This window comes from Streptomyces sp. NPDC002324 (assembly GCF_053593335.1).
Genome location: NZ_JBSFCF010000067.1, coordinates 1 through 20,439 on the forward strand (window position 1 = coordinate 1; position 20,439 = coordinate 20,439).

General features: G+C 72.9%; 16 protein-coding genes. 10 read left to right on the top strand and 6 right to left on the bottom strand.

All coding sequences use genetic code 11. The features are described 5' to 3' along the window. Positions 1 to 138: 138 nt before the first annotated feature. Entirely contained in the window at positions 139 to 567 is a 429-nt protein-coding gene (locus ACWCRJ_RS43005; protein ID WP_450944433.1) for a nitroreductase/quinone reductase family protein, read from the bottom strand. 74 nt (positions 568 to 641) lie between these two features. Between ACWCRJ_RS43005 and ACWCRJ_RS43010 the strand changes: the two genes are divergently transcribed. Beyond that, positions 642 to 1,577 (top strand): endonuclease/exonuclease/phosphatase family protein, encoded by a 936-nt coding sequence (locus ACWCRJ_RS43010; RefSeq protein WP_450944434.1) that lies wholly within the window; start codon positions 642 to 644, stop codon positions 1,575 to 1,577. Between the two features lie 25 nt (positions 1,578 to 1,602). Here the strand turns inward: ACWCRJ_RS43010 and ACWCRJ_RS43015 are convergent, their stop codons facing one another. From ACWCRJ_RS43015 to ACWCRJ_RS43025, 3 genes are all read right to left on the bottom strand, one after another. Further along, entirely contained in the window at positions 1,603 to 2,433 is an 831-nt protein-coding gene (locus tag ACWCRJ_RS43015; RefSeq protein WP_450944435.1) for an SAM-dependent methyltransferase, read from the bottom strand. A 148-nt stretch (positions 2,434 to 2,581) separates the two neighbouring features. Then, the gene (locus ACWCRJ_RS43020) at positions 2,582 to 4,153 is read right to left on the bottom strand and encodes a CehA/McbA family metallohydrolase (protein ID WP_450944454.1); all 1,572 of its coding nucleotides are present in this window, start codon (positions 4,151 to 4,153) and stop codon (positions 2,582 to 2,584) included. 239 nt (positions 4,154 to 4,392) lie between these two features. Continuing rightward, positions 4,393 to 4,845, bottom strand: a complete 453-nt coding sequence (locus ACWCRJ_RS43025; RefSeq protein WP_450944436.1) for a hypothetical protein — start codon at positions 4,843 to 4,845, stop codon at positions 4,393 to 4,395. Positions 4,846 to 5,111: 266 nt separating this feature from the next. Here ACWCRJ_RS43025 and ACWCRJ_RS43030 point away from each other — a divergent pair, with 266 nt between their 5' ends. From ACWCRJ_RS43030 to ACWCRJ_RS43050, 5 genes are all read left to right on the top strand, one after another. Then, entirely contained in the window at positions 5,112 to 5,972 is an 861-nt protein-coding gene (locus ACWCRJ_RS43030) for a serine hydrolase domain-containing protein (protein ID WP_450944437.1), read from the top strand. Between the two features lie 67 nt (positions 5,973 to 6,039). Beyond that, on the top strand, positions 6,040 to 6,219 hold the full coding sequence (locus tag ACWCRJ_RS43035; RefSeq protein ID WP_450944438.1) for a hypothetical protein: 180 nt from the start codon (positions 6,040 to 6,042) through the stop codon (positions 6,217 to 6,219). Between the two features lie 193 nt (positions 6,220 to 6,412). After that, positions 6,413 to 7,273 (top strand): LLM class F420-dependent oxidoreductase, encoded by an 861-nt coding sequence (locus ACWCRJ_RS43040; RefSeq protein ID WP_450944439.1) that lies wholly within the window; start codon positions 6,413 to 6,415, stop codon positions 7,271 to 7,273. A 616-nt stretch (positions 7,274 to 7,889) separates the two neighbouring features. Then, entirely contained in the window at positions 7,890 to 10,475 is a 2,586-nt protein-coding gene (locus ACWCRJ_RS43045) for a bifunctional FO biosynthesis protein CofGH (RefSeq protein WP_450944440.1), read from the top strand. A 192-nt stretch (positions 10,476 to 10,667) separates the two neighbouring features. Continuing rightward, on the top strand, positions 10,668 to 12,737 hold the full coding sequence (locus ACWCRJ_RS43050; protein ID WP_450944441.1) for a LamG-like jellyroll fold domain-containing protein: 2,070 nt from the start codon (positions 10,668 to 10,670) through the stop codon (positions 12,735 to 12,737). A 61-nt stretch (positions 12,738 to 12,798) separates the two neighbouring features. On the opposite strand, the gene ACWCRJ_RS43055 is transcribed toward ACWCRJ_RS43050, so the two are convergent. Then, the gene (locus ACWCRJ_RS43055) at positions 12,799 to 13,320 is read right to left on the bottom strand and encodes a DUF2165 domain-containing protein (RefSeq protein ID WP_450944442.1); all 522 of its coding nucleotides are present in this window, start codon (positions 13,318 to 13,320) and stop codon (positions 12,799 to 12,801) included. A 122-nt stretch (positions 13,321 to 13,442) separates the two neighbouring features. On the opposite strand from ACWCRJ_RS43055, the gene ACWCRJ_RS43060 reads away from it, so the two are divergent. The 4 genes from ACWCRJ_RS43060 (at position 13,443) to cpt (ending at position 18,575) form a co-directional block, all read left to right on the top strand. Next, a complete protein-coding gene (locus ACWCRJ_RS43060; protein ID WP_450944443.1) occupies positions 13,443 to 16,106 on the top strand; it encodes a tetratricopeptide repeat protein in 2,664 nt (887 codons plus the stop codon). Positions 16,107 to 16,371: 265 nt separating this feature from the next. Further along, positions 16,372 to 17,487: an ADP-ribosylglycohydrolase family protein gene (locus ACWCRJ_RS43065; RefSeq protein ID WP_450944444.1), complete on the top strand. Its 1,116-nt coding sequence runs from the start codon at positions 16,372 to 16,374 to the stop codon at positions 17,485 to 17,487. A gap of 24 nt (positions 17,488 to 17,511) precedes the next feature. Continuing rightward, the gene (locus ACWCRJ_RS43070; protein ID WP_450944445.1) at positions 17,512 to 18,012 is read left to right on the top strand and encodes a GNAT family N-acetyltransferase; all 501 of its coding nucleotides are present in this window, start codon (positions 17,512 to 17,514) and stop codon (positions 18,010 to 18,012) included. Positions 18,013 to 18,029: 17 nt separating this feature from the next. Next, entirely contained in the window at positions 18,030 to 18,575 is a 546-nt protein-coding gene (gene cpt, locus ACWCRJ_RS43075) for a chloramphenicol phosphotransferase CPT (protein ID WP_450944446.1), read from the top strand. A gap of 101 nt (positions 18,576 to 18,676) precedes the next feature. Here cpt and ACWCRJ_RS43080 read toward each other — a convergent pair whose 3' ends face one another. Further along, complete coding sequence (locus tag ACWCRJ_RS43080; RefSeq protein WP_450944447.1) at positions 18,677 to 20,251, bottom strand: sodium:solute symporter family protein; 1,575 nt, start codon at positions 20,249 to 20,251, stop codon at positions 18,677 to 18,679. Positions 20,252 to 20,439: the final 188 nt, after the last annotated feature.

The following is a 20,439-nucleotide window of genomic DNA, read 5'->3' on the forward strand; positions in this document are numbered from 1 at the left end:
GCGCGGAAGAGTTGTGGCGACGCGGGGCGCAGTCAACCGCCTCAGTCCCGCCCCCGACATCCGAGGGCGGGACAGGACGCAAGCGCAGCACCACAACCAGTGGCGCCCGCTCTGCAAGCCCGGTCCTTTAGGGCCGGGTCAAGTTGACCCGCGCAGGTCCACCCGTACCGTCAGCAGCTCCGCCCCCAGCACCCGTACCGCCGCGCTGTTCATGCGGGGCAGGGTGCGCAGGCGGGCCACCGCGTCGTCGTCCGGGAGGAGGTGGGCCGTGCCCTCGTGCCAGTGGCCCCGGATGCGGACGCGGACCGAGGGGTCGGCCTTGATGTTGCGGATGTAGTGGGACTTCTCGCCGTACTCGGAGACCAGCCAGAACGTGTCGCCGACGCGGCGCCCGCCGATGGGGGTGCGGCGGGGGAGGCCGGAGGTGCGGCCGGTGGTCTCCAGGACCGTCTGGATCGGTACGCGGCGCAGGACCGGGTTGGCGACACGGCGCTGGAAGGCCGTGACGACGCGTTGCTTGAGGCCGGCGTGGCCCGGATGGTTCGCGTGGTCCGCCCTGCGGGACATCGGCGTGGTTCTCCTCGGGGTGTGGGAGGTACGGATTACAGGATCGGGTACGGGGCGAAGGCGGTGGGTGGCCGGTGCGGGTCGTGACGTGGAATCTGTGGTGGAGGTTCGGGCCGTGGCAGGAACGGCAGAAGGCGATCCTCGCCGTGCTGCGTGAACTGCGGCCCGACGTGGTCGGGTTGCAGGAGGTCTGGGAGCAGGAGAGGGAGGGAGAGGCGAGCGGCGCGGACCGGGAGAACCTGGCCGGGTGGCTCGCCGGGGAGCTCGGTATGCACTGGGCCTGGGGCACGTACGGCGACCCCGCGCGCTGGCAGCGGCGGATCGGGGACCCGAGCGTCGGGATCGGGAACGCCGTGCTGAGCCGGTGGCCCGTATTGGAGCGGGACACCATCGGGCTGCCGACGGGAGACGGCGGCAGCGGGCGCGGCGCCCTCTACGCGCTCCTCGACGCACCGGCGGCACCCGTCCCCTTCTTCACCGCTCACCTCGGCTCCGCGACCGACGCGTCCGCGGTGCGCTGCCGCCAGGTCACCGCGCTGGTCGAGTTCGTCGCCCGGCACCGGGGCCGAGGCGCCCACCCGCCCGTGATCACGGGGGACTTCAACGCCTGGCCCGACTCCGACGAGGTCCGGTTGCTCGGCGGGTACAAGACCGCGCCCGCCGTACCCGGGCAGTGCTTCTTCGACGCCTGGGAGTACGCCGAGCCGGGCGCGCCGTCGGCCACCTGGGACATCGCGAACCCGTACGTCGCCGGGTCGTTCGGGCCGAGCGTGCGGGTCGACTACATCCACGTCGGGCCGCCGGGCCCCGGCGGGATCGGGCACGTGCGCGCCGTACGGAGGGCGGGCGACGCCCCCGTCGACGGCGTATGGCCCTCCGACCACATGGCGGTCGTGGCCGAGCTGGCGACCGGATCGGACGGAGCGACCGGATCGGACGGAGCGACCGGATCGGACGGAGCGACCGGAGCGGACGACGACGTGCGCGACGGCGGGGCCGGGGGCCACTGACCCCCGGTCGCCCGCCCCCGGAGACCTACGGCTTCCGGCCCAGCCCGCCGTGCTGCCCGATCGGCTTCGGCTCGCCCGCCGCCGTGTCGTCCGGGCGCCACAGCGGTACGGAGACGATGCCGGGGTCGATCAGGTCGAGGCCGTCGAAGTAGCCGGTGATCTGGTCGATGGGGCGCAGGAAGTACGGGACCGCGCCGGTCGCGTTGTAGGCGTCCTGCGCGCGCTCGTAGTCGGGGTCGGTGCCCCGCGAGCCCTCGTTGATGTTGAGGTAGCTGCCGGAGGGCAGGCCGGCGAGAAGGCGGCGGACGATGTCGCGGGCCTCGTCGTAGTCGGCGACGTGACCGAGGATGCCGCTGAGGATCAGGGCTGTCGGCCGGGACAGGTCCAGCGTCTCGGCCGCGGCCGTCAGGATGCGGTCCGTGTCGTAGAGGCTCGCGTCGATGTACGCGGTCGCCCCCTCGGGGGCGGAGTAGAGCAGCGCGCGGGCGTGCGCGAGGACCATCGGGTCGTTGTCGACGTAGACGATCCGCGCCTCCGGCGCGCTGCGCTGGGCGACCTGGTGGGTGTTGTCCGCCGTGGGCAGTCCGGTGCCGACGTCCAGGAACTGCCGGACGCCCTCCACCTCCACCAGGTGCCGGATGCTGCGCCGCAGATACGCGCGGCTGCTGCGGGCGATGGTCACGATGCCGGGGAACGCGCCGGCGTACGCGTCACCGGCCGCCTCGTCCACCGGGTAGTTGTCCTTGCCGCCCAGCCAGTAGTTCCAGATGCGGGCGGAGGCGGGCACCGAGGTGTCGACCTTCTCCTTCGCCGCCGGAGCCGCCGCCGGGTCGGGCGTGGTCGCGTGATCGGTCATGGGCGCCGTCTCCTCCGCCGTGCAGGTGCGTCCACGCGAACGGCGTAGCCGTACGGACGCACGTGATGTGTCGAGCCAAACCTAAGGCCCAACACACGTATTCCGTACGCGGGTTCTCCCTATGATCGCCGGACCTTCCGGCCGGCCGCTACCGCCGCCCGAGGAAGACCGGGTTGGTGAAGGCCGCCAGCGGCCCCGGAAAGCCCGGCACGATCGGCGGCCGGCGGACCTCGGCGCGCACGTACGCCGCGTACGACGCCGTCGTACGCCACTGGGCCGAGCCCGTGCCGGACTCCGGGAGCGGGGCCGAGGTGAACAGGACGCCCTGGTCGGTGACGAAGCGGATGCTGCAGCCCGCGGCGCCCGTGGCCTCCAGGCGGACGGTGACCGGGGTGTCGGGGGCCACCTCCAGCCGCTCGCCGATGCCCGCGTGCTCGCCGCGCGCGCCGGACGCCGTGAAGGACACGGACACGTCCTTGGACTCGGCGACGTACGAGCGGCCCGCCCGCAGGCCCTCCTGGATGGCCTCCCTGGTCAGGTCGTCGGCCAGGACGACCGTCTGGGGGCGGCCGACGGGATCGGGGTCGCGATGGGCGTCGCTGTTGCCCATGGCCGGGATCCAGTCGCGCCCCTCCTTCACGGACGCCACGAGCATGCCGTCCCAGTCGGCGAGCGCCACCTCGTCCTCCGGCGAGTAAGCGCCGTTCCACACCTCCACCGCGTCCGCCTCGCCGAAGCCGAACTTCCAGTTGCAGCCGATGCAGGTGGCGTGCGGATGGGCCGGGACGACCAGGCCCCCGGCGCGGCGGATCTGCCGGGCGTACCGGCCGAACCGGTTGTCCCGGGCCCGGTAGCGCCAGTCGACGAACGTCCCCGGGTCGATGCCGAGCGCCACGACATGACCGTTGCGGGTCGTGACCTCCTCGCCCAGCATGATGAGCAGGTCGTCACCCGCGTGCTCGGCCCAATGGGCGTGCGCGGAAGGGGTGTTGTGCTCCGAGCTGTTGATGAAGTCCAGGCCCGCCGCCCGCGCCAGCGCCGCCAGCTCGCCGAGCGTACGGCGGCCGTCGGAGTACCAGGAGTGCAGATGACAGTCGCCCCGGTACCAGGCCCGGCCCCGCCCCTCCGCCCGCTCCGGCGGGTACACGGGCTTCGCCGCAGGGGCCGGCGTGCCGTACGTGAGGGTGATCGTGATCTCGTACGGCAGCCCGTCCGGCGCCACCGTGTACGGGCCCAGCGCGATGTGCCAGGTGCCGGGGCGGACCGGGCCGGGGAGGTAGCCGGGGGTCGCCTCGTCCGTCCGGATGAAGAACTCCGTGCGGGCGCCGCCCGACCAGCCCCGGAAGCCCTTGCCGCCGAGGCCCGTGCCGCGCTCGTCGAAGACGCCGATGTCGAGCGCGTTGCCCATCGTGCCCGCCGGGACGGCCGGTCTCTCGTAGCTGTAAGAGACCTTCAACTCCCGTACGCCTGACGGTACTTCGACGGGCAGATACACGAAGTCGGGGGAGCCGGCGGGGAGGGTTCCCCGGATGGTCCTCGTCTCCTGGTCGCCGTGCGCGGCCTCGGCGCCGCTCGTCCCAAAGGTCACGCTTCCCAACGTAAGCGCGGCCGCCGCCGACGTCACGAACAGAGCGCGCCTTCCGAGTCCGTCCGCGTCGCCGTGCTGGTCGCCGTCCTCGTTCCCGTTCGCGTTCACGTCACCGTGGTCGTCGTCGCACATGCTGCTGCTCCCCAGGTCGGTCGTGAGTGACATGGCGTGGGTGGTGCAGGGGTGGTGCGTGCCACCTTCGTATGCCGTCGTGAACCGCGGGGCAAGAGAGGGGAATCGGCGGCTGTCACTTGGCCGACTTGCACCGGGTCACGAGCGTGCGGATGCCGGTCGGCACACGCGGATGCCGGACAGGACGTGCAGACGTCCGTCGGCTCGCGGAGACGTTTGTCAGCTCATGCTGACGTCTGTCATCTCGTGCAGACGTCCGTCAGTTCGTCGGCGGCCGCGTCGATCCCGCTGGAGTCGGGGTCGGTGTCGCCGTGCAGGATCGCCTTGTTGTAGTCCTCTACGGCCCTGGCGAGGTCGTCGACCGCCTTGTCGACCTCGCTGTCGTCGCCGTCCGCCCTGTCGTCGATCTCGTCGAGGTTCTTCTCGATGGTGTCGATGGATTCACCGGTCCGTGCGGGATCCTTCGCCGCGTCGAGTCCGGCCCGGTGGATGTCCCTGAGGCTCTCGGCGATCGTGTCCGCGTTCGAGACACAGTCCAGGGAATCGCCGAACTCGCAGCCGGTGAGCAGCCCGGCGGAGAGGGCGAGAGCGGCGACGCCGGTGCCGAGGGCGGCGATACGGCTGCGGAGGCTGCGAGGACTGCGAGGGCTGCTGGGACTTCGACGGGGGCGGCGGGAGTGGTCGGCGGTCATGAGGGGGACCCTTCCGGTGGGAGGCGTGGTCTGCGCGATCTCTGCCGACCACGATCGCCCTCGCCCACCCGCCGCCACGAGGGAGCGGCCTCCCGGATCCGGGGTGCAGCCCGCTGCACCCCGGCCCCGCCCGACCGGCCAAGTGCGCCGGGACGGTGACGATGACGTGCGCCGGGGAACCGGCGTCGCCGTACGGCCATCGAGTACTCGGGGGGCCTCGCCCCGCACATGAACCCGTCCGATTCGTCTGTCAGGAGACACAGAACGTGCGGTCACCGACCTGCCTGCTGGGCGGAGCCGGCATCACCGACCGGATCGTCCACGGCCATGACACGGACCGGTTCGTGGAGATCGGCTCCCTGACCAAGGTGCTCACGGGAACCGTCCTGGCCCGGCTGGCGGCGGACGGCGACCTCGGTCCCGACACCCCGCTGGAGGAGTGTGCCGCCGAGGTGCCGAGGGGGACCGGCATCACCCTCCGGCACCTCGCCGAGCACACCTCGGGGCTCCCCCGTCTGCCCCCCGGACCCACCGGCCCTCCGGACGACCCGTACGTCGACTTTACGGAGACGGCCCTGCGGGAGTCGCTGCGCGACCTGGACCGGCTGACGGCCGGGCGGCTGGGGACGGAGGAGTACTCCAACTTCGGCTACGCGGTGCTCGGCCACGCGCTCACGACGGTCACCGGGTGCTCGTACCAGCAACTGGTCGACGCCTACGTCCTGTTGCCGCTCGGGCTGGAGGCGGGCGCGGCGACGGGGTGTCCGCCGGAGGGTCGACGCCTCGTGCCGCGCGATCTGTTCGGCCGGCCCCGCCCCCTGTGGACGCTGACCGGTGCGGTCCTGCCGGCCGGCGGCCTGTGGTCCACCTGCCGGACGCTGGCGCACCTCCTGGTCGCCCTGCTCGTCGAGCGCAGGCTCGGCGCCCCGGCGCTCTCCTGGCGGCGCGGCGATGCGGTCCGGTGGCACAACGGCGCCACCCGCGGCTCGTCCGTCATGGCCGCCGCACACGACGACGGCCGCTGGATCCTTGTCCACCGCCTCGGCGACACGGCCGGCACGGACACCCTCGCGAAGCGGACCCTCCTCGCGGCGGCCCCGCCGCGGCCTCGCCGCAGCTCCGCTTGACATCGCCCGATCGCGAGGAGAAGCGTGGGAGGTGGACTGTAGTTGCACACGAGCCAGGTGATGCACCATGCAAGCCGCCATCCGTAAGCGCGCGGCCGTCGCCGCGTGCGGTATCGCACTCTGCGGCGCCCTCGCCGCACCCGCAGCCATCGAGGCTGCCGCGAGCGTGACCGGCAGCACCCAGACCCAGACCGACGAATCGGCCAAGAAGGTCAAGCCCCCCAAGAAGCCCAAGAAGGTCAAGTAGGCCGGGTAGGTCGGGTAGGCCGGGCAGGTCGCGTGGGCACCGAGCGGCATCAGGTCGGTGCCGCGGGACGTACGTCCCGCGGCGTGAAGGCGTCGGGCCCGGCAGCGCGTGCATGAGCTGCCGACCGGCCGGCTCCCCTAAGTGCCGACCGGTCGGTATGGACATCACTGTCCCGAGCCGCTAGAGATGACACATGCGCATCTCCGTGACGATCTTCCTCACCGACGAGACGATCACCCCGACCCGGCTCGCCCGTGAGCTGGAGCAACGCGGTTTCGCGGGGCTCTACCTCCCCGAGCACACGCACATCCCCGTCGAGCGGACGACCCCGTACCCGGCCGGCGGGGACCTGCCGCGCGAGTACGGCCGCACCCTCGATCCCTTCGTGGCGCTCGGCCAGGCCGCCGCCGTCACCGAAGGGCTGGGTCTCGGCACCGGCATCACGCTGGTCGCCCAGCACGATCCGATCGACCTCGCGAAGCAGATCGCGACCGTCGACCACCTCTCCGGCGGCCGCCTCACCCTCGGCATCGGCTACGGCTGGAACGTGGAGGAGGCCGCCGATCACGGGGTCGCCTGGCGTACCCGGCGGGAGCTGGTGCGGGACCGGATGGCGCTGATGCGGGCGCTGTGGGCGGAGGAGCCGACGGCGTACGAGGGGGAGTTCGGGAGCGTCCGGGCCAGCTCCGCGTACCCCAAGCCGGTGCGGAAGCCGCGGGGGCCGGTGGTCGGGCCGCGCACGCTGATCGGCGGCGCCGCCGGGCCGAAGCTGTTCGCGCACATCGCCGAGTACGCGGACGGGTGGCTGCCGATCGGGGGGCGGGGGCTGGGGGAGGCGCTGCCGGTCCTGCGGGCGGCGTGGACGGACGCCGGACGCGACCCGGCGGGCCTTCAGGTGGTGCCGTACGCGGTCCAGCCGAGCGCGGGCAAGCTGGCGTACTACGCCGAGCTGGGCATCGAGGAGGCCGTGGTGCAGTTGCCTCCGGCGGGGGAGGCGGAGGTGCTGGGGCTGCTGGACGAGTACGGCGCGTTCCTGGGAGGCGGGGCGGTTTAGCGCCGCCCGGCTCAGGGTTCGTCCGCGCCGTCCGACTCGGTGCTTGCCGTGTCCGGGCGGCTGCGGCCGGGTGGGGGCTGATCGCGCAGTTCCCCGCGCCCCTGAAAAGCAGGGGCCGCGCCCGAGCTTCTCAGGCCCGCAGGGCCTGATGCTTTGAGGGGCGCGGGGAACGGTGCGAGAAGCCCCACCGGGCCGGCACCCGCCATCTTCCAGGCGCCCCCACCCTCAAGCGCCCCCACCCCCCAGGCGCACCCGCCACCTCCCCCAGGTGCACCCGCCACCTCCCCCAGGCGCCCCGGCCTCTGGGGCGCTGTACTCCGAGGCGGAGCCGGGGGTGGTGCTTTTGAGGGGCGCGGGGAACGGCGCGAGAAGCCCCACCGGGCCGCCACTCGCCATTCTCCAGGCGCCCCCCACTCCTCATGTGCACCCCCACCCCCCCGTGTGCACCCGCACCCCCCGTGCGCACCCTCCACCCCCCAGGACACCCCCACCCCCCAGGACACCCCCACCCCCCAGGACACCCCCACCCCCCAGGACACCCCCACCCCCCAGGGCACCCCACCCCCACCCGGAGCCACCCCGCAAGGCGGAGCCAAGTCGCTCGTATGCTCGACGGATGACGACTTCCGCGACCTCCGGGACCGGCCCGACCGAGAACTCCATGCGGCGGGCACTCAAACGCGCCCGCGACGGCGTGACCCTCGACGTGACCGAGGCGGCGGTGCTGCTCCAGGCACGCGGCGCGGACCTGGAGGACCTCGCCGCCTCGGCGGCACGCGTGCGGAACGCGGGCCTGGAGGCGGCCGGCCGCCCCGGCGTCATCACGTACTCGAAGAGTGTCTTCATCCCGCTCACCCGGCTCTGCCGGGACAAATGCCACTACTGCACCTTCGTCACCGTGCCGGGCAAGCTCCGCCGAGCCGGCCACGGCATGTTCATGTCGCCGGACGAGGTGCTGGACGTGGCCCGCAAGGGCGCCGCCCTCGGCTGCAAGGAAGCGCTGATCACCCTCGGCGACAAGCCCGAGGACCGCTGGCCGGAGGCGCGCGAGTGGCTCGACGCGCACGGCTACGACGACACGATCGCGTACGTCCGCGCCATCTCCATCCGCATCCTGGAGGAGACGGGCCTCCTCCCGCACCTCAACCCCGGCGTCATGAGCTGGACGGACTTCCAGCGGCTCAAGCCCGTCGCCCCCTCCATGGGCATGATGCTGGAGACGACCGCGACCCGGCTGTGGTCCGAGCCCGGCGGCCCGCACCACGGCTCCCCCGACAAGGAGCCGGCGGTCCGGCTGCGGGTCCTGGAGGACGCCGGCCGTTCCTCCGTCCCCTTCACCTCCGGCGTCCTCATCGGCATCGGCGAGACGTACGAGGAGCGCGCGGAGTCCCTCTTCGCGCTCCGCAAGATCTCCCGCGCCTACCACGGCATCCAGGAGCTGATCATCCAGAACTTCCGCGCCAAGCCCGACACCGCGATGCGCGGCATGCCGGACGCGGAACTGGACGAGCTGGTCGCCACCGTGGCCGTCGCCCGGCACCTCATGGGCCCGGCGGGCTGCATCCAGGCCCCGCCGAACCTCGTCGACAGCGAGTACGAGCGGCTCATCGGCGCCGGGATCGACGACTGGGGCGGGGTGTCCCCCCTCACCATCGACCACGTGAACCCCGAGCGCCCCTGGCCGCAGATCGAGGAACTCACCGAACGCTCCCGCGCCGCCGGCTTCGAGCTGCGCGAACGCCTGTGCGTGTACCCGGAGTTCGTGACGCGCGGCGAGCCCTGGCTCGACCCGCGCCTCCTGCCGCACGTACGGGCGCTGGCCGATCCGGAAACCGGCCTCGCGCGCCCGGACGCCGTGGTGGAGGGCCACCCGTGGCAGGAGCCCGAGGAGGTCTTCGTCGCCGCCGGCCGCACGGACCTGCACACCGCCATCGACACCGAGGGCCGCACCGGCGACCGCCGGGAGGACTTCGACTCCGTCTACGGCGACTGGGGCGCCCTGCGCGAGGCGGCGGCGCCCGGCATGGCCCCCGAGCGCATCGACACGGACGTACGCGCGGCCCTGGCGACGGCGGCCGACGACCCCACGCGGCTGTCCGACGGCGAGGCCCTCGCCCTGCTGCACGCGGACGGCCCGGCGCTGGACGCGCTCACCCGCATCGCGGACGACGTCCGGAAGTCGGCGGTCGGCGACGACGTCACGTACATCGTCACCCGGAACATCAACTTCACGAACGTCTGCTACACCGGCTGCCGCTTCTGCGCCTTCGCGCAGCGCCGCACGGACGCCGACGCGTACACGCTCTCCCTCGACCAGGTCGCCGACCGGGCCGAGCAGGCGTGGGACCTCGGCGCGGTCGAGGTCTGCATGCAGGGCGGCATCCACCCCGACCTGCCGGGGACGGCGTACTTCGACATCGCGAAGGCCGTCAAGACCCGCGTCCCGGGCATGCACGTCCACGCCTTCTCCCCGATGGAGGTGGTGAACGGCGCGACCCGCACCGGCATGTCGGTCCGCGAGTGGCTGACGGCCGCGAAGGAGGCGGGCCTCGACTCCATCCCCGGTACGGCGGCGGAGATCCTCGACGACGAGGTCCGCTGGGTCCTGACCAAGGGCAAGCTGCCGGCGGCCACCTGGATCGAGGTGGTGACGACCGCCCACGAGCTGGGCATCCGCTCGTCCTCGACGATGATGTACGGCCACGTCGACCAGCCCCGCCACTGGCTGGGCCACCTGCGCACCCTGGCCGGCATCCAGCAACGCACCGGCGGCTTCACGGAGTTCGTGACGCTCCCCTTCATCCACACCAACGCGCCGGTGTACCTGGCGGGCATCTCCCGTCCCGGCCCGACGATGCGCGACAACCGCGCCGTCATCGCGATGTCCCGCCTCCTCCTGCACCCCTGGATCCCCAACATCCAGACCAGCTGGGTCAAACTCGGCACGGAGGGCGCGGCGGAGATGCTCCGCTCCGGCGCGAACGACCTGGGCGGCACCCTGATGGAGGAGACCATCTCCCGCATGGCGGGTTCCTCCTACGGCTCCTACAAGTCGGTCAAGGACCTGATCGCGGTCGCCGACACCGCCGGCCGCCCCGCCCGGCCCCGCACCACCCTCTACGGCGAGGTCCCGGAGGAACGCCAACGCGCGGCGGCGGCCTCGGACGGCCACCTGCCGGAGCTGCTGCCGGTGCTGGAGTGACGCACCTGCGGTGACGCACCTGCGGTGACGAGCCGGAAAACCCTTTCTGCGGTGTCCGTGGCCCCTGTTAGCCTCCACCGGCCCGCGCGACGCACGGGTGATGGGGAAAGCTCACCCGGGAGGGGACAGTTGGAGGGGTTAAGGAGATCCGGCGGCCGTGCGCTGCTGGCGATGGGATGCTCCGTGGCGGCCATGATGGCGACCACGTCCACAGCGGCGTACGCGGCCGAGAACCCGCCGCCCAGGCAGCCGCTCGTGCAAGATCTGAAGACGGGTGGCAAGGCCTGCGGGGCGGGTGACGGCAAGGCGTACATCGCCGACCCGCGCCCTCAGGTCAACGCGGTCCTGTACGACACCGGCAGCGGCTCCCTCGGCGGGGAGTTCGAGTTCTGGTGGAAGGACGCCGAGGGTGCCGAGCAGCGCAGGACGCTGACGACCACCTCGAAGTGGTCGGGCACACCGTTCACGCTCAGGCTGCCGTGGGAGGACCTTCCCGCGAACACCGTCGTCTCCTGGCACGTCCGGGCGGACGACGGCACGTCGAAGTCGCCCTGGAGCTCCGCGGGGGACGGCTCCGCCTGCGAGTTCGTCATCGACGACGTGAACCCGGACAAGGCGGTGGTCAGTTCACCGGAGTACCCGGAGGACGTCCTCTGGACGGACGGCGTCGGCGTCTACGGCCACTTCACCATGGACTCGCCCTCGGACGACGTGGTCGCCTACACGTACGGCTTCATCGGCGGCCCGTACGGCACCGTCCGGCCCGACGAACCCGGCGGAGCCGTGACCGTCCCCTTCCTGCCGCTCACCTCCAGGCCCGACCGGCTGACGGTCCGCGCGATCGACCGGGCGGGGCGCAGCAGCGGCGAGACCACGTACCGCTTCTACGTGAAGTCCGGCCGCGCCCCCGTCGCCCACTGGAAGCTCGACGACCCGGCCGGCGCGACCACCGCCGCGGCCGAGATCGGCACCGCCGCCGAGGCCGGCACCGGCGTGACCTTCGGCGGCCCGGCACCCGGCGGCACGGCCCTCGCCTCGACGGCGACCCTGGACGGCGGCAGCCACGGCTACCTCACTCCGGGTGCCCCGGCCGTGTCCGACCCCCGGAAGACGTTCGCGGTCAGCGGCTGGGCGCGGCCCGCGCGGACCGACCGGAACATGACCGTCGCGGCGCAGGACGCGGGTGACTCCACGGCCTTCGCGCTCGGTGTCGACGCCCGTGGCGAGGCGCCCGTCTGGTCGTTCACCGTCGGCGGCGCCCGGATGACGGGCGGCGTGCCCGAGGCCGGGGAGTGGGCCCATCTGCTGGGCGTGTACGACGCCGAGACCGGTGAGGGCCGGCTGTACGTCAACGGCCGGGCGGTCGGCACGAAGAAGGAGGCCGCGCCCGGCGCGGACGCCGGCGCCTTCCAGATCGGGCGCGCCCGGGACGGGCAGGGCTACCACGAGAGCTGGCACGGCGAACTCGGCGGCATCAGGGTCCACGACCGCGTGGTCGTCCCGGACGAGGCCGCCGAACTGGGGCACCGCAAACCGCGTGCCCTCGCCCACTGGTCGCTGGAGAACGCGACGGACGGGACCAGCCCAGACCAGGGCGACGGGGTGCCGCTGAAGCTGGGCACGGGCGCGACGATCCACCGCGGCCCGGACGGCTCCTGTATCCCGGACCTCGACCCCGACTGCGCCGACGTGCCGTACGCGCTCGTCGGTGACGGCCATCTGGCGCTCGACGGCGAGAGCGGGTACGCGGCCACGGAGCGGCCCGTCGTCGACACCTCCGACAGCTTCTCGATCGGCGTGGTGGTACGCCTCGCGGACGCCGAGCCGTCCCGCCCGATGACCGTGCTGTCCCAGGGCGGTGAGCACACCGACGTGTTCCGGGTGCGGTACGAGCCCTCCACGTACGCCTGGCAGCTGATCATGCCGAACGCGGACGAGCCGGACGCCCCCGAGACCGTCGTGGCGCAGCTGGCGATGGCCGACGGCGGCGAAGGGGACGGGCACCGGATCGTGGTCGTCTACGACGATGCCACCGACACGGTCAAGCTCTTCCTGGACGGTGAACTCGCCACCGGGGCCACCGCCGACTTCGCGGACGGCCTGTCCAGCACCGGCCCGCTCCAGGTCGGCCGGGCCCAGGTCGGCGACGGCTGGGGCGAGTACCTCCACGGCGACGTCGACGAGGTGCACGCGTTCGCCGGCGCCCTGGAGGACGACCAGATCAACGGACTGGGCTGGGGCACCGAACCCTGCCTGTGCTGAGTCTCGATGCCCAGAACTGCCGGCGGTCGACCGACCGCCGGCAGTCGTCCGTCGACCGGCCTCAGTTCGCGGTGGTCTCGTTCGCCGGCAGGCACGTCACCACCAGCACCACCCCGCTCAGCAGGAACACCCGCAGGGCGGCGTCGAGGCCGTTCCAGTCGTCGGACTGCCACATGGCGAAGTACTCGCCGCCGATGGCCAGGAAGCCGGCGCCGAAGAGGAGGAGGACCATGAGCAGGCCGAGGGTGCTGTAGCGGCGGGCGGTGTGGAAGGTGCGGCGGCCGAGGCCGCGGGCCCAGAAACAGGTGGCCGCGACGAGGACCAGGGCCGTGACGGTCTCCCAGACGATGATGAGGACGTAGGCCGCGTCCTGCAAACCCTTCGACTCGACGGCCCGCCACATCAGATCCTCGTCCTCGAACGTGGTGTCCATGGCGAGGACATGCCGCACGAACTGCTGGTTCGTGCCGAAGTCGGTGATGTTGCCGAACGCCACGAGCGCCATGTAGAGGGCGACCGTCCCGACGAGCAGGGTCGAGGCCAGGGGGAGAAGGGAACCGCGGGGGGTCCGGGTTTCAGCCATGGTCCAACTATCTGCGGGGGCATGGACCATCCCCAGGTGTTTTTCGGCGCGTTGGATCACAATGGGACCCGCCGGTGGCGGAAAACCGCGGGGCATCCGACAAGGGCCGGAGGGGTACGCAAATGGGGCGCGCGCAGCCGCCGATTCCGACGATGCAGGAGCTGATCCGGCGCCGTACCCGCCAGGGCTTCGTCGGCCGGAACGCCGAACGGGCCGCCTTTCGCGCCACCTTCGATCTGCCCGTCGAGGACGAGCGGCGCCGCTTCCTCTTCCACGTGCACGGCAACGCGGGCATGGGGAAGACCTTCCTGGTCCGGGAGTTGGAGCAGATCGCCCGGGAGCACGGCGCCCTCACCGCGTACGTCGACGACGGCGTCGGCAGTGTGCCGGAGGCCATGACCGTGATCGCGGACCGGTTCGCCCGGCAGGGACGGCGGTTCAAGGAACTGGAGCGGCTGCTCACCGCCCACCGCGAGCGCCGGTACGCGGCCGAACTCGCCGCCATGGCCGTGCCCGAGCAGGAGGGGTGGCCCGGGGAACCGGGTGAGCCGGGCCTGCCGGATCAGCCGGCTCCGGCAGGTCAGCCGCCTCGGTCGGGGCGCACCGGCGCCGCCGTCGAGCCGTCCGCCGCGAGCATGGCCGCCGCCCGGGCGACCCTCGTCGCGCTCGGCCTCGTCCCCGTGGTCGGCCCCTTCGCCGGCGCCGTCGACCCCGCCCAACTCGTTCGCCAGGCGGACAGGTTGCGCACCGGCCTCGGCCCGCGCACCCGAGGCCAGGAGGATGCCGAACTGCTCCTCGCCCCCGAACTCGTCCTCACTCCCGCTCTGTTGGAGGAGCTGGCCGGCGCCGCGGCCGAGGCGCCGTGGCTGGTCCTGCTCTTCGACACCTACGAGCGGACCGGGCCCTTCCTCGACCCGTGGCTGCACGACCTCGTCTCCGGCGACCGCCACGGCCCCCTCCCCGGCAACCTGGTCCTGGTGACGGCCGGACAGCGCCCCCTGGACGCCGCCCGCTGGGGCGGCCTCGGCGACTTCGTCCTCGACCTCCCGCTGCGGCCCTTCACGGAGGCCGAGTCCCGTGGCCTCCTCGCGGCCAGGGGGGTGCTCGCCCCGCCGGTGGTGGAGGAGGTCCTGCGGCTCACCGGCGGCCTGCCCGTCCTGGTCTCGACCCTCGCCGAGGCCCGCCCCGCCGACCTCGACGACCTCGCCGACGCGGGCGACGCGAGCGCCACCGCCGTGGAGCGCTTCCTGCGTGGGGAGAGCGACCCGGTACGCCGGGCCGCCGCGCTGACCTGCGCGGTGCCCCGATGGCTGGACCCGGAAGTCTTCCGGGTGGCCGTGCCGGGTGCGGATGCGTCCATCGGCGCGGGCGCCCGCGCGGGCGCCGCCGAGACCCCCGACGCGCTGTTCGCCTGGCTCCGCGCCCTCCCGTTCGTGACCGACCGCGGGGACCGCGTGGTGTTCCACGACGTCGTACGCGCCCCGATGGTGCGGCTGCAGCGGACGAGGGCGCCCCGGGACTTCGGCGAGCGGCACCGGCGGCTGGCGGAGGCGTTCGCCGGGTGGCGCGCGGAGGCCGAAGCCGGGCTGGAGGGGCGGGAGCCATGGGGTGAGGCGCGGTGGCGCGAGCTGCGGCTGGCCGAGGCGTACCACCGGTTGTGCGCGGGGGAGCGCGGGGCGCTCGCCGGGGTGCTGCGGGACGTCGTGGACGCGTGCGGCGAGGACACGGCCGTGGCCCGGCGCTGGGCCGAGGCCCTGGCGCAGGCGGGGCAGGACGCCGACGACGAGGACGCGACGCGCTGGGGGCGGGACCTGCTGGGCGCGCTGGAGCGGGGTGGTGTCCATGAGGCGCTGGGCGTACTGCTGCTCCGGGCCGCTCTCGACGCCGGGCGCCAGGCGCACGCGCGCGCCCTGCGGGGGCGGGCGCTGCACCGGGACGGGGCGCACGAGCGGGCGGTGGCCGAGTACGACCAGGCCCTCGCCCTCGACCCCCGAGCGGCCACGGCGTGGCAGGGCCGGGCGGTCGCGCGGGCGCACACCGGGGACTACGCGGGCGCCGTGGCCGACCTCGACCGTGCCGACGCGCTCGCCCCCGACGACACCACCACCCTCGTCCTGCGCGGCGACTACCACCGCCTCCTCGGCGACCCCGACGCGGCGGTCGCCGACCTCGACCGCGCCGTCGCCCTCGATCCCGTACGCCGCTCGACCTGGGCCTCGCGGGGCGCCGCCCGGCTCGCGCAGGGCCGGCTCGACGAGGCCCTCGCCGACCTGGACCGTGCCCTGGAGCTGGACGGGGCGTACGTCTGGGCCCTGGTGCGCCGGGCGCGCGTACGGCGGTCCCGGGGTGAGCACGAGCGGCAGCTGGCCGACCTGCACCACGCCGTCGCCCTCGACCCGGACGCCCCCTGGGTCCACTGTGAACGCGGCGACGCCCTGCGCGTCGCCGACCGCGACGAGGAGGCCCTCGCCGACTACGACCGGGCCGTCGCCCTCGACCCCCTGTACGCCTCCGCGTACGCCGGCCGGGGCGTCACCCGCTTCCGGCTGGGCCGCCTCGACGACGCCCTCACCGACCTCGACGCGGCGGTCGCCCTGCACCCGGAGTACGCCTGGGCGCTACGCCACCGTGCCGCCGTCCACCTCGAACTCGGCGCCCCGGAGCGGGCGTTGGCCGACGCGGAGCGGGCGCGGGCGCTGCGCCCCGGCGATCCGTCGATCGCGGACGTGCACGACCGGGCCACGGAGGCGGCGGCCCGGCCGAGGCGCCCGCGGCACCCGGAGTGAATCGTCCGGAACGGATCGTCGACGGATGTTGCGCCGGCGCACGGTTTCTCCGAGAGTGGGACACCGGCACAGCACCTGTTCGCCTCTGATTGTTCTGTGCCGCAGTGACCGAAGAGTCGCGCGTTTTGTGTTGTTCAGTGCTCGATGAGGGTCCTGAATCGATGGTTCCTGTTCGATTACAGTGCTGGACTGTCGAGCCGTACGGGCGTACGGATGTACAGACGTACTGACGTACGGGTCGGGGCAGGGCCGTGAGGAGGCTGGGGTGGGTGCGACAGCCGGTGCCGTCTGGGGGCGTGTCGAGCAGCAGGACTTCCGCAGCCGGGTGCGCGGAACCCTGCTGGGCGCCGCCGTCGGCGACGCGCTGGGCGCGCCGGTCGACCAGCTCACCCTGGCGCAGATCGGCGAGGCGTACGGCCCGGAGTGGCTGACCGATCTGGCCTCCGCGTACGGCAGGCGCGGCGCGATCACCGACCTCACCCAGCTCACCCTGTTCACCGTCGACGGACTGATCCGCGCCCAGGTCCGCCGCGACACCGGCGTGTGGCACCCGCCGACCGATCTGCACCGGGCGTATCTGCGCTGGGCCGCGACCCAACGCGACTGGGGCCCCGACGAACGCCGCAAGGACGACGGCTGGCTCGCCCGCGAGGAGTGGCTCTACGCCCGCCGCGACCCTTCCCTCATCTGCCTCCTCGGCTTCGCCGACGGGACCATGGGCACGCTCGACGCCCCCAAGAACCCGGGCGCGTGCGGTGCCGAGGCCGCCGCCCGCTCCGCCCCGTTCGGCCTGCTCGTCGGCTGGGAACCGCAGTTGGTCTTCCAGCTGGCCGTCGAGTGCGCGGCCCAGACCCACGGCGACCCCACCGCCTATCTGTCCGCCGGCTCCTACGCCGTCATCGTCCACGCCCTGGCGCGTGGCGAGAGCCTCGACGCCGCCGTCCAGAAGACCCTGGTCCTGCTGGCCGCCCGCCCCGGCCACCAGCCCGTCGCCGACGCCCTCCAGCAGGCCGTCGCCGCCGTCCGCCAGGGTGCGCCGTCCCCCGCCCTGGTCGAACGCCTCGCCGGTGACGGCGCGGCGGCGGGTCTGCTGGCCGTCGCCGTGTACTGCGCGCTCGTCGGCGAGGACGTCCGCCACGGCCTGTGCCTCTCCGTCAACCACGGCGGCCCCTCGGGGGCGGCCGGCGCCCTGACGGGCGGTCTCCTCGGCGCCCTCCACGGCGAGACCGCCCTGCCCCCCGCCTGGCTCGCCGAACTGGAGGGCCGCCCCACGATCCTCGTCCTCGCCGACGACTTCGCCCTCGAAATGACCCAGGGCCCGGCCCTGCACGCCCCGGGCGGCGCGGTACCGGGCTGGCTGACCCGCTACCCACGCGCCTGACGCGGCGCGGATACCGTGCCGATCATGGCTGACTGGAACATGCGCCCGGCCCTGCCGACGGACGTCGGGCCCCTCGCCGAGCTGCGCGCCGTGGTCATGCGCCCCGACCTCGAACGCCTCGGCCGCTACGACCCCGACCGCGTCCGCCGGCGCTTCCGCGACTCTTTCGAATCGGCCCACACCTGGGTCATCGAGGCCGACGGCGCCGTCGCCGGCTGCGTGGCCCTGCGCCCGGCCGCCGACGCCCACTGGCTGGAGCACTTCTATCTGGCCCCCCACCTCCAGGGCACCGGAATCGGCACAGCCGTGCTCCACACCCTCCTCGCCCGCGCCGACCGCACCGGCCTCCCGGTCCGCCTGAACGTCCTGCGGGGCAGCCCCGCCCGCCGCCTCTACGAACGTCACGGCTTCCGCCTGGACACCGAGGACCCGGTGGACGTGTTCCTGGCGCGCCCGCCGGGCGGCGGCACGCCCTCGAAGGGGCGGCCCGCCTCCCCGGAAACGGGTTTCACGCCCGGAGCGTGAGCGCCTACCGTGGCCCGATGACCACTCGGATGATCATCCTCAACGGCGGTTCCAGCGCGGGCAAGTCGGAGATCGTGCGGTGTCTGCAGGCCGAACTGCCGGACCCGTGGCTGGCGTTCGGGGTCGACTCGCTCATCGAGGCCATGCCCGCGCGGATGCAGACGACGGAGGGCGGCATCGCGATCTCACCCGACGGCGAGGTCGGCATCGGGGCGGACTTCCGCGCACTGGAGCAGGCCTGGGCCCGGGGCGTCGTGGCCATGGTGCGCGCGGGGGCCCGCGTCATCGTCGACGACGTCTTCCTCGGCGGAGCGGCCTCCCAGCAGCGCTGGCAGAGGCTTCTCGACCCGCACGGCGTCGACGTGCTCTGGGCCGGCGTCCGCTGCGACAGCGCCGTCGCCGCGGCCCGCGAGATCGCCCGGGGCGACCGGGTGCCGGGAATGGCCAAGGCCCAGGCGGACCTCGTCCACGAGGGCGTGCGCTACGACGTGGAGGTCGACACCACCCACACCGAGTCCCTGACCTGCGCCCGCACGATCGCGGCCCACCTGCGGCAGCCGTGAGGGCCGCGCCCGGAATCCCTCCCGGGCGCGGCCCCCGCAGTCTCACGGCCCTGCGGCCTCACAGCCTTACGGCCCCACACGACCCCCCGTACGCGAGGCTCTCAGACCCCGCTGGGGCTGGACGCGTCCTTCCCCTGAGCCGGTACCGCCGCCGCGCCGGCCCCGCCCTTGCCGTCCCCGTCGCCGTCCGTGTTGATGATCTCGATGAGGGCGAGCCGCTCGGGGGTGTCCTCCGGCTTGATGAAGCCGATGACGATGTACAGCACGAGCGACACGGCCAGCGGGATGGACACCTGGTACTGCAGGGGCACGCCGCCGTCGATGTTCCAGTTGATCGGGTAGTTCACCAGCCAGAAGGCGAACAGGCCGCACGCCCAGCTCGTGAGCGCCGCCGTCGGGCCGGAGCGGCGGAAGGGCCGCAGCAGGCCGAGCATCATCGGGATGGCCATCGGGCCCATGAGCCCGGCGACCCACTTGATGACGACGGTGATGATGTCCTTGAAGGCGGGCGAGTTGACCTGCGTGGCCGCCGCCATCGGCAGGCCGAGGAACACCACCGTCGTGATCCGGGCGACCCGCAGCCCCTGCCCCTCGCTCCACGTCCGCGCCCGGCGCCAGATCACCGGGGCGCAGTCCCGGGTGAAGACGGCCGCGATCGCGTTCGCGTCGGACGAGCACATGGCCATCGTGTGGGAGAAGAAGCCGACGATGACGAGGCCCAGCAGACCGTGCGGCAGCAGCTGCTCGGTCATCAGGGCGTAGGTGTCCGAACCGTTGCCCGACTCCGACTTCACCAGCAGCGGCGACATCCACATCGGGAAGAACAGCACCAGCGGCCAGACCAGCCACAGCACCGCCGACAGCCGGGCGGAGCGCTCGGCCTCGTGCGGGGTCGCCGTGGCCATGTAGCGCTGGGCCTGGTTGAGCATGCCGCCGTTGTACTCGAAGAGCTTGATGAAGAGGAAGGCGAGCAGGAAGACCGTGCCGTACGGGCCGACCAGCGGCTCGGCGTGGCCCTTCAGCTCCGGGCGGTCCCAGACCCCGAAGAACCCGCCGTAGTCCCCGAGTTTGGCGAACACCGCGATGAACATCGCGATACCGGCGAGCAGTTGGATGACGAACTGACCCAGCTCCGTCAGCGCGTCGGCCCACAGACCGCCGATCGTGCAGTAGACGGCCGTGATCGAGCCCGTGATCAGGATTCCCTGGTTCAGGGAGACGCCGGTGAAGACGGACAGCAGGGTCGCGATCGCGGCCCACTTCGCGCCGACGTCCACGATCTTCAGCAGCATGCCGGACCACGCCAACGCCTGCTGGGTGCCCAGGTTGTAACGGTTTTTCAGGTATTCGAGCGGCGATGCCACGTGCAGCCGAGAGCGCAGCCGGTTGATGCGCGGCGCGAACAGCTTGGAGCCGATGGCGATGCCGAGGGCGATGGGGAACGACCAGGTCACGAAGGACGTGACACCGTAGGTGTAGGCGATGCCGGCATAGCCGGTGAACATCACCGCGCTGTAGCCCGACATGTGGTGCGAGATGCCGGAGAGCCACCAGGGCATCTTGCCGCCGGCCGTGAAGAAGTCGCTGACGTTGTCCACACGCTTGTGCGACCAGACGCCGATCGCGACCATCACACCGAAGTAGCCGATGAGCACGGCCCAGTCGAGACTATTCATGGGCCCCCTTCCAGGGTCCGCCGCCAGGGTCAGGCATGTGAACTCTGGGTTCGGTGGCATGGCCACGGCAAGGAAGGGGCAGGTCAAGAGGGAGTAAAAAAGTTCCGAGCGATGACCTCGGTCCATGTATGTGAACATCGAGTGGCCGAAAAAGATCACCCCTCTTCCCTCGTGAGGGCCCGGCGCGA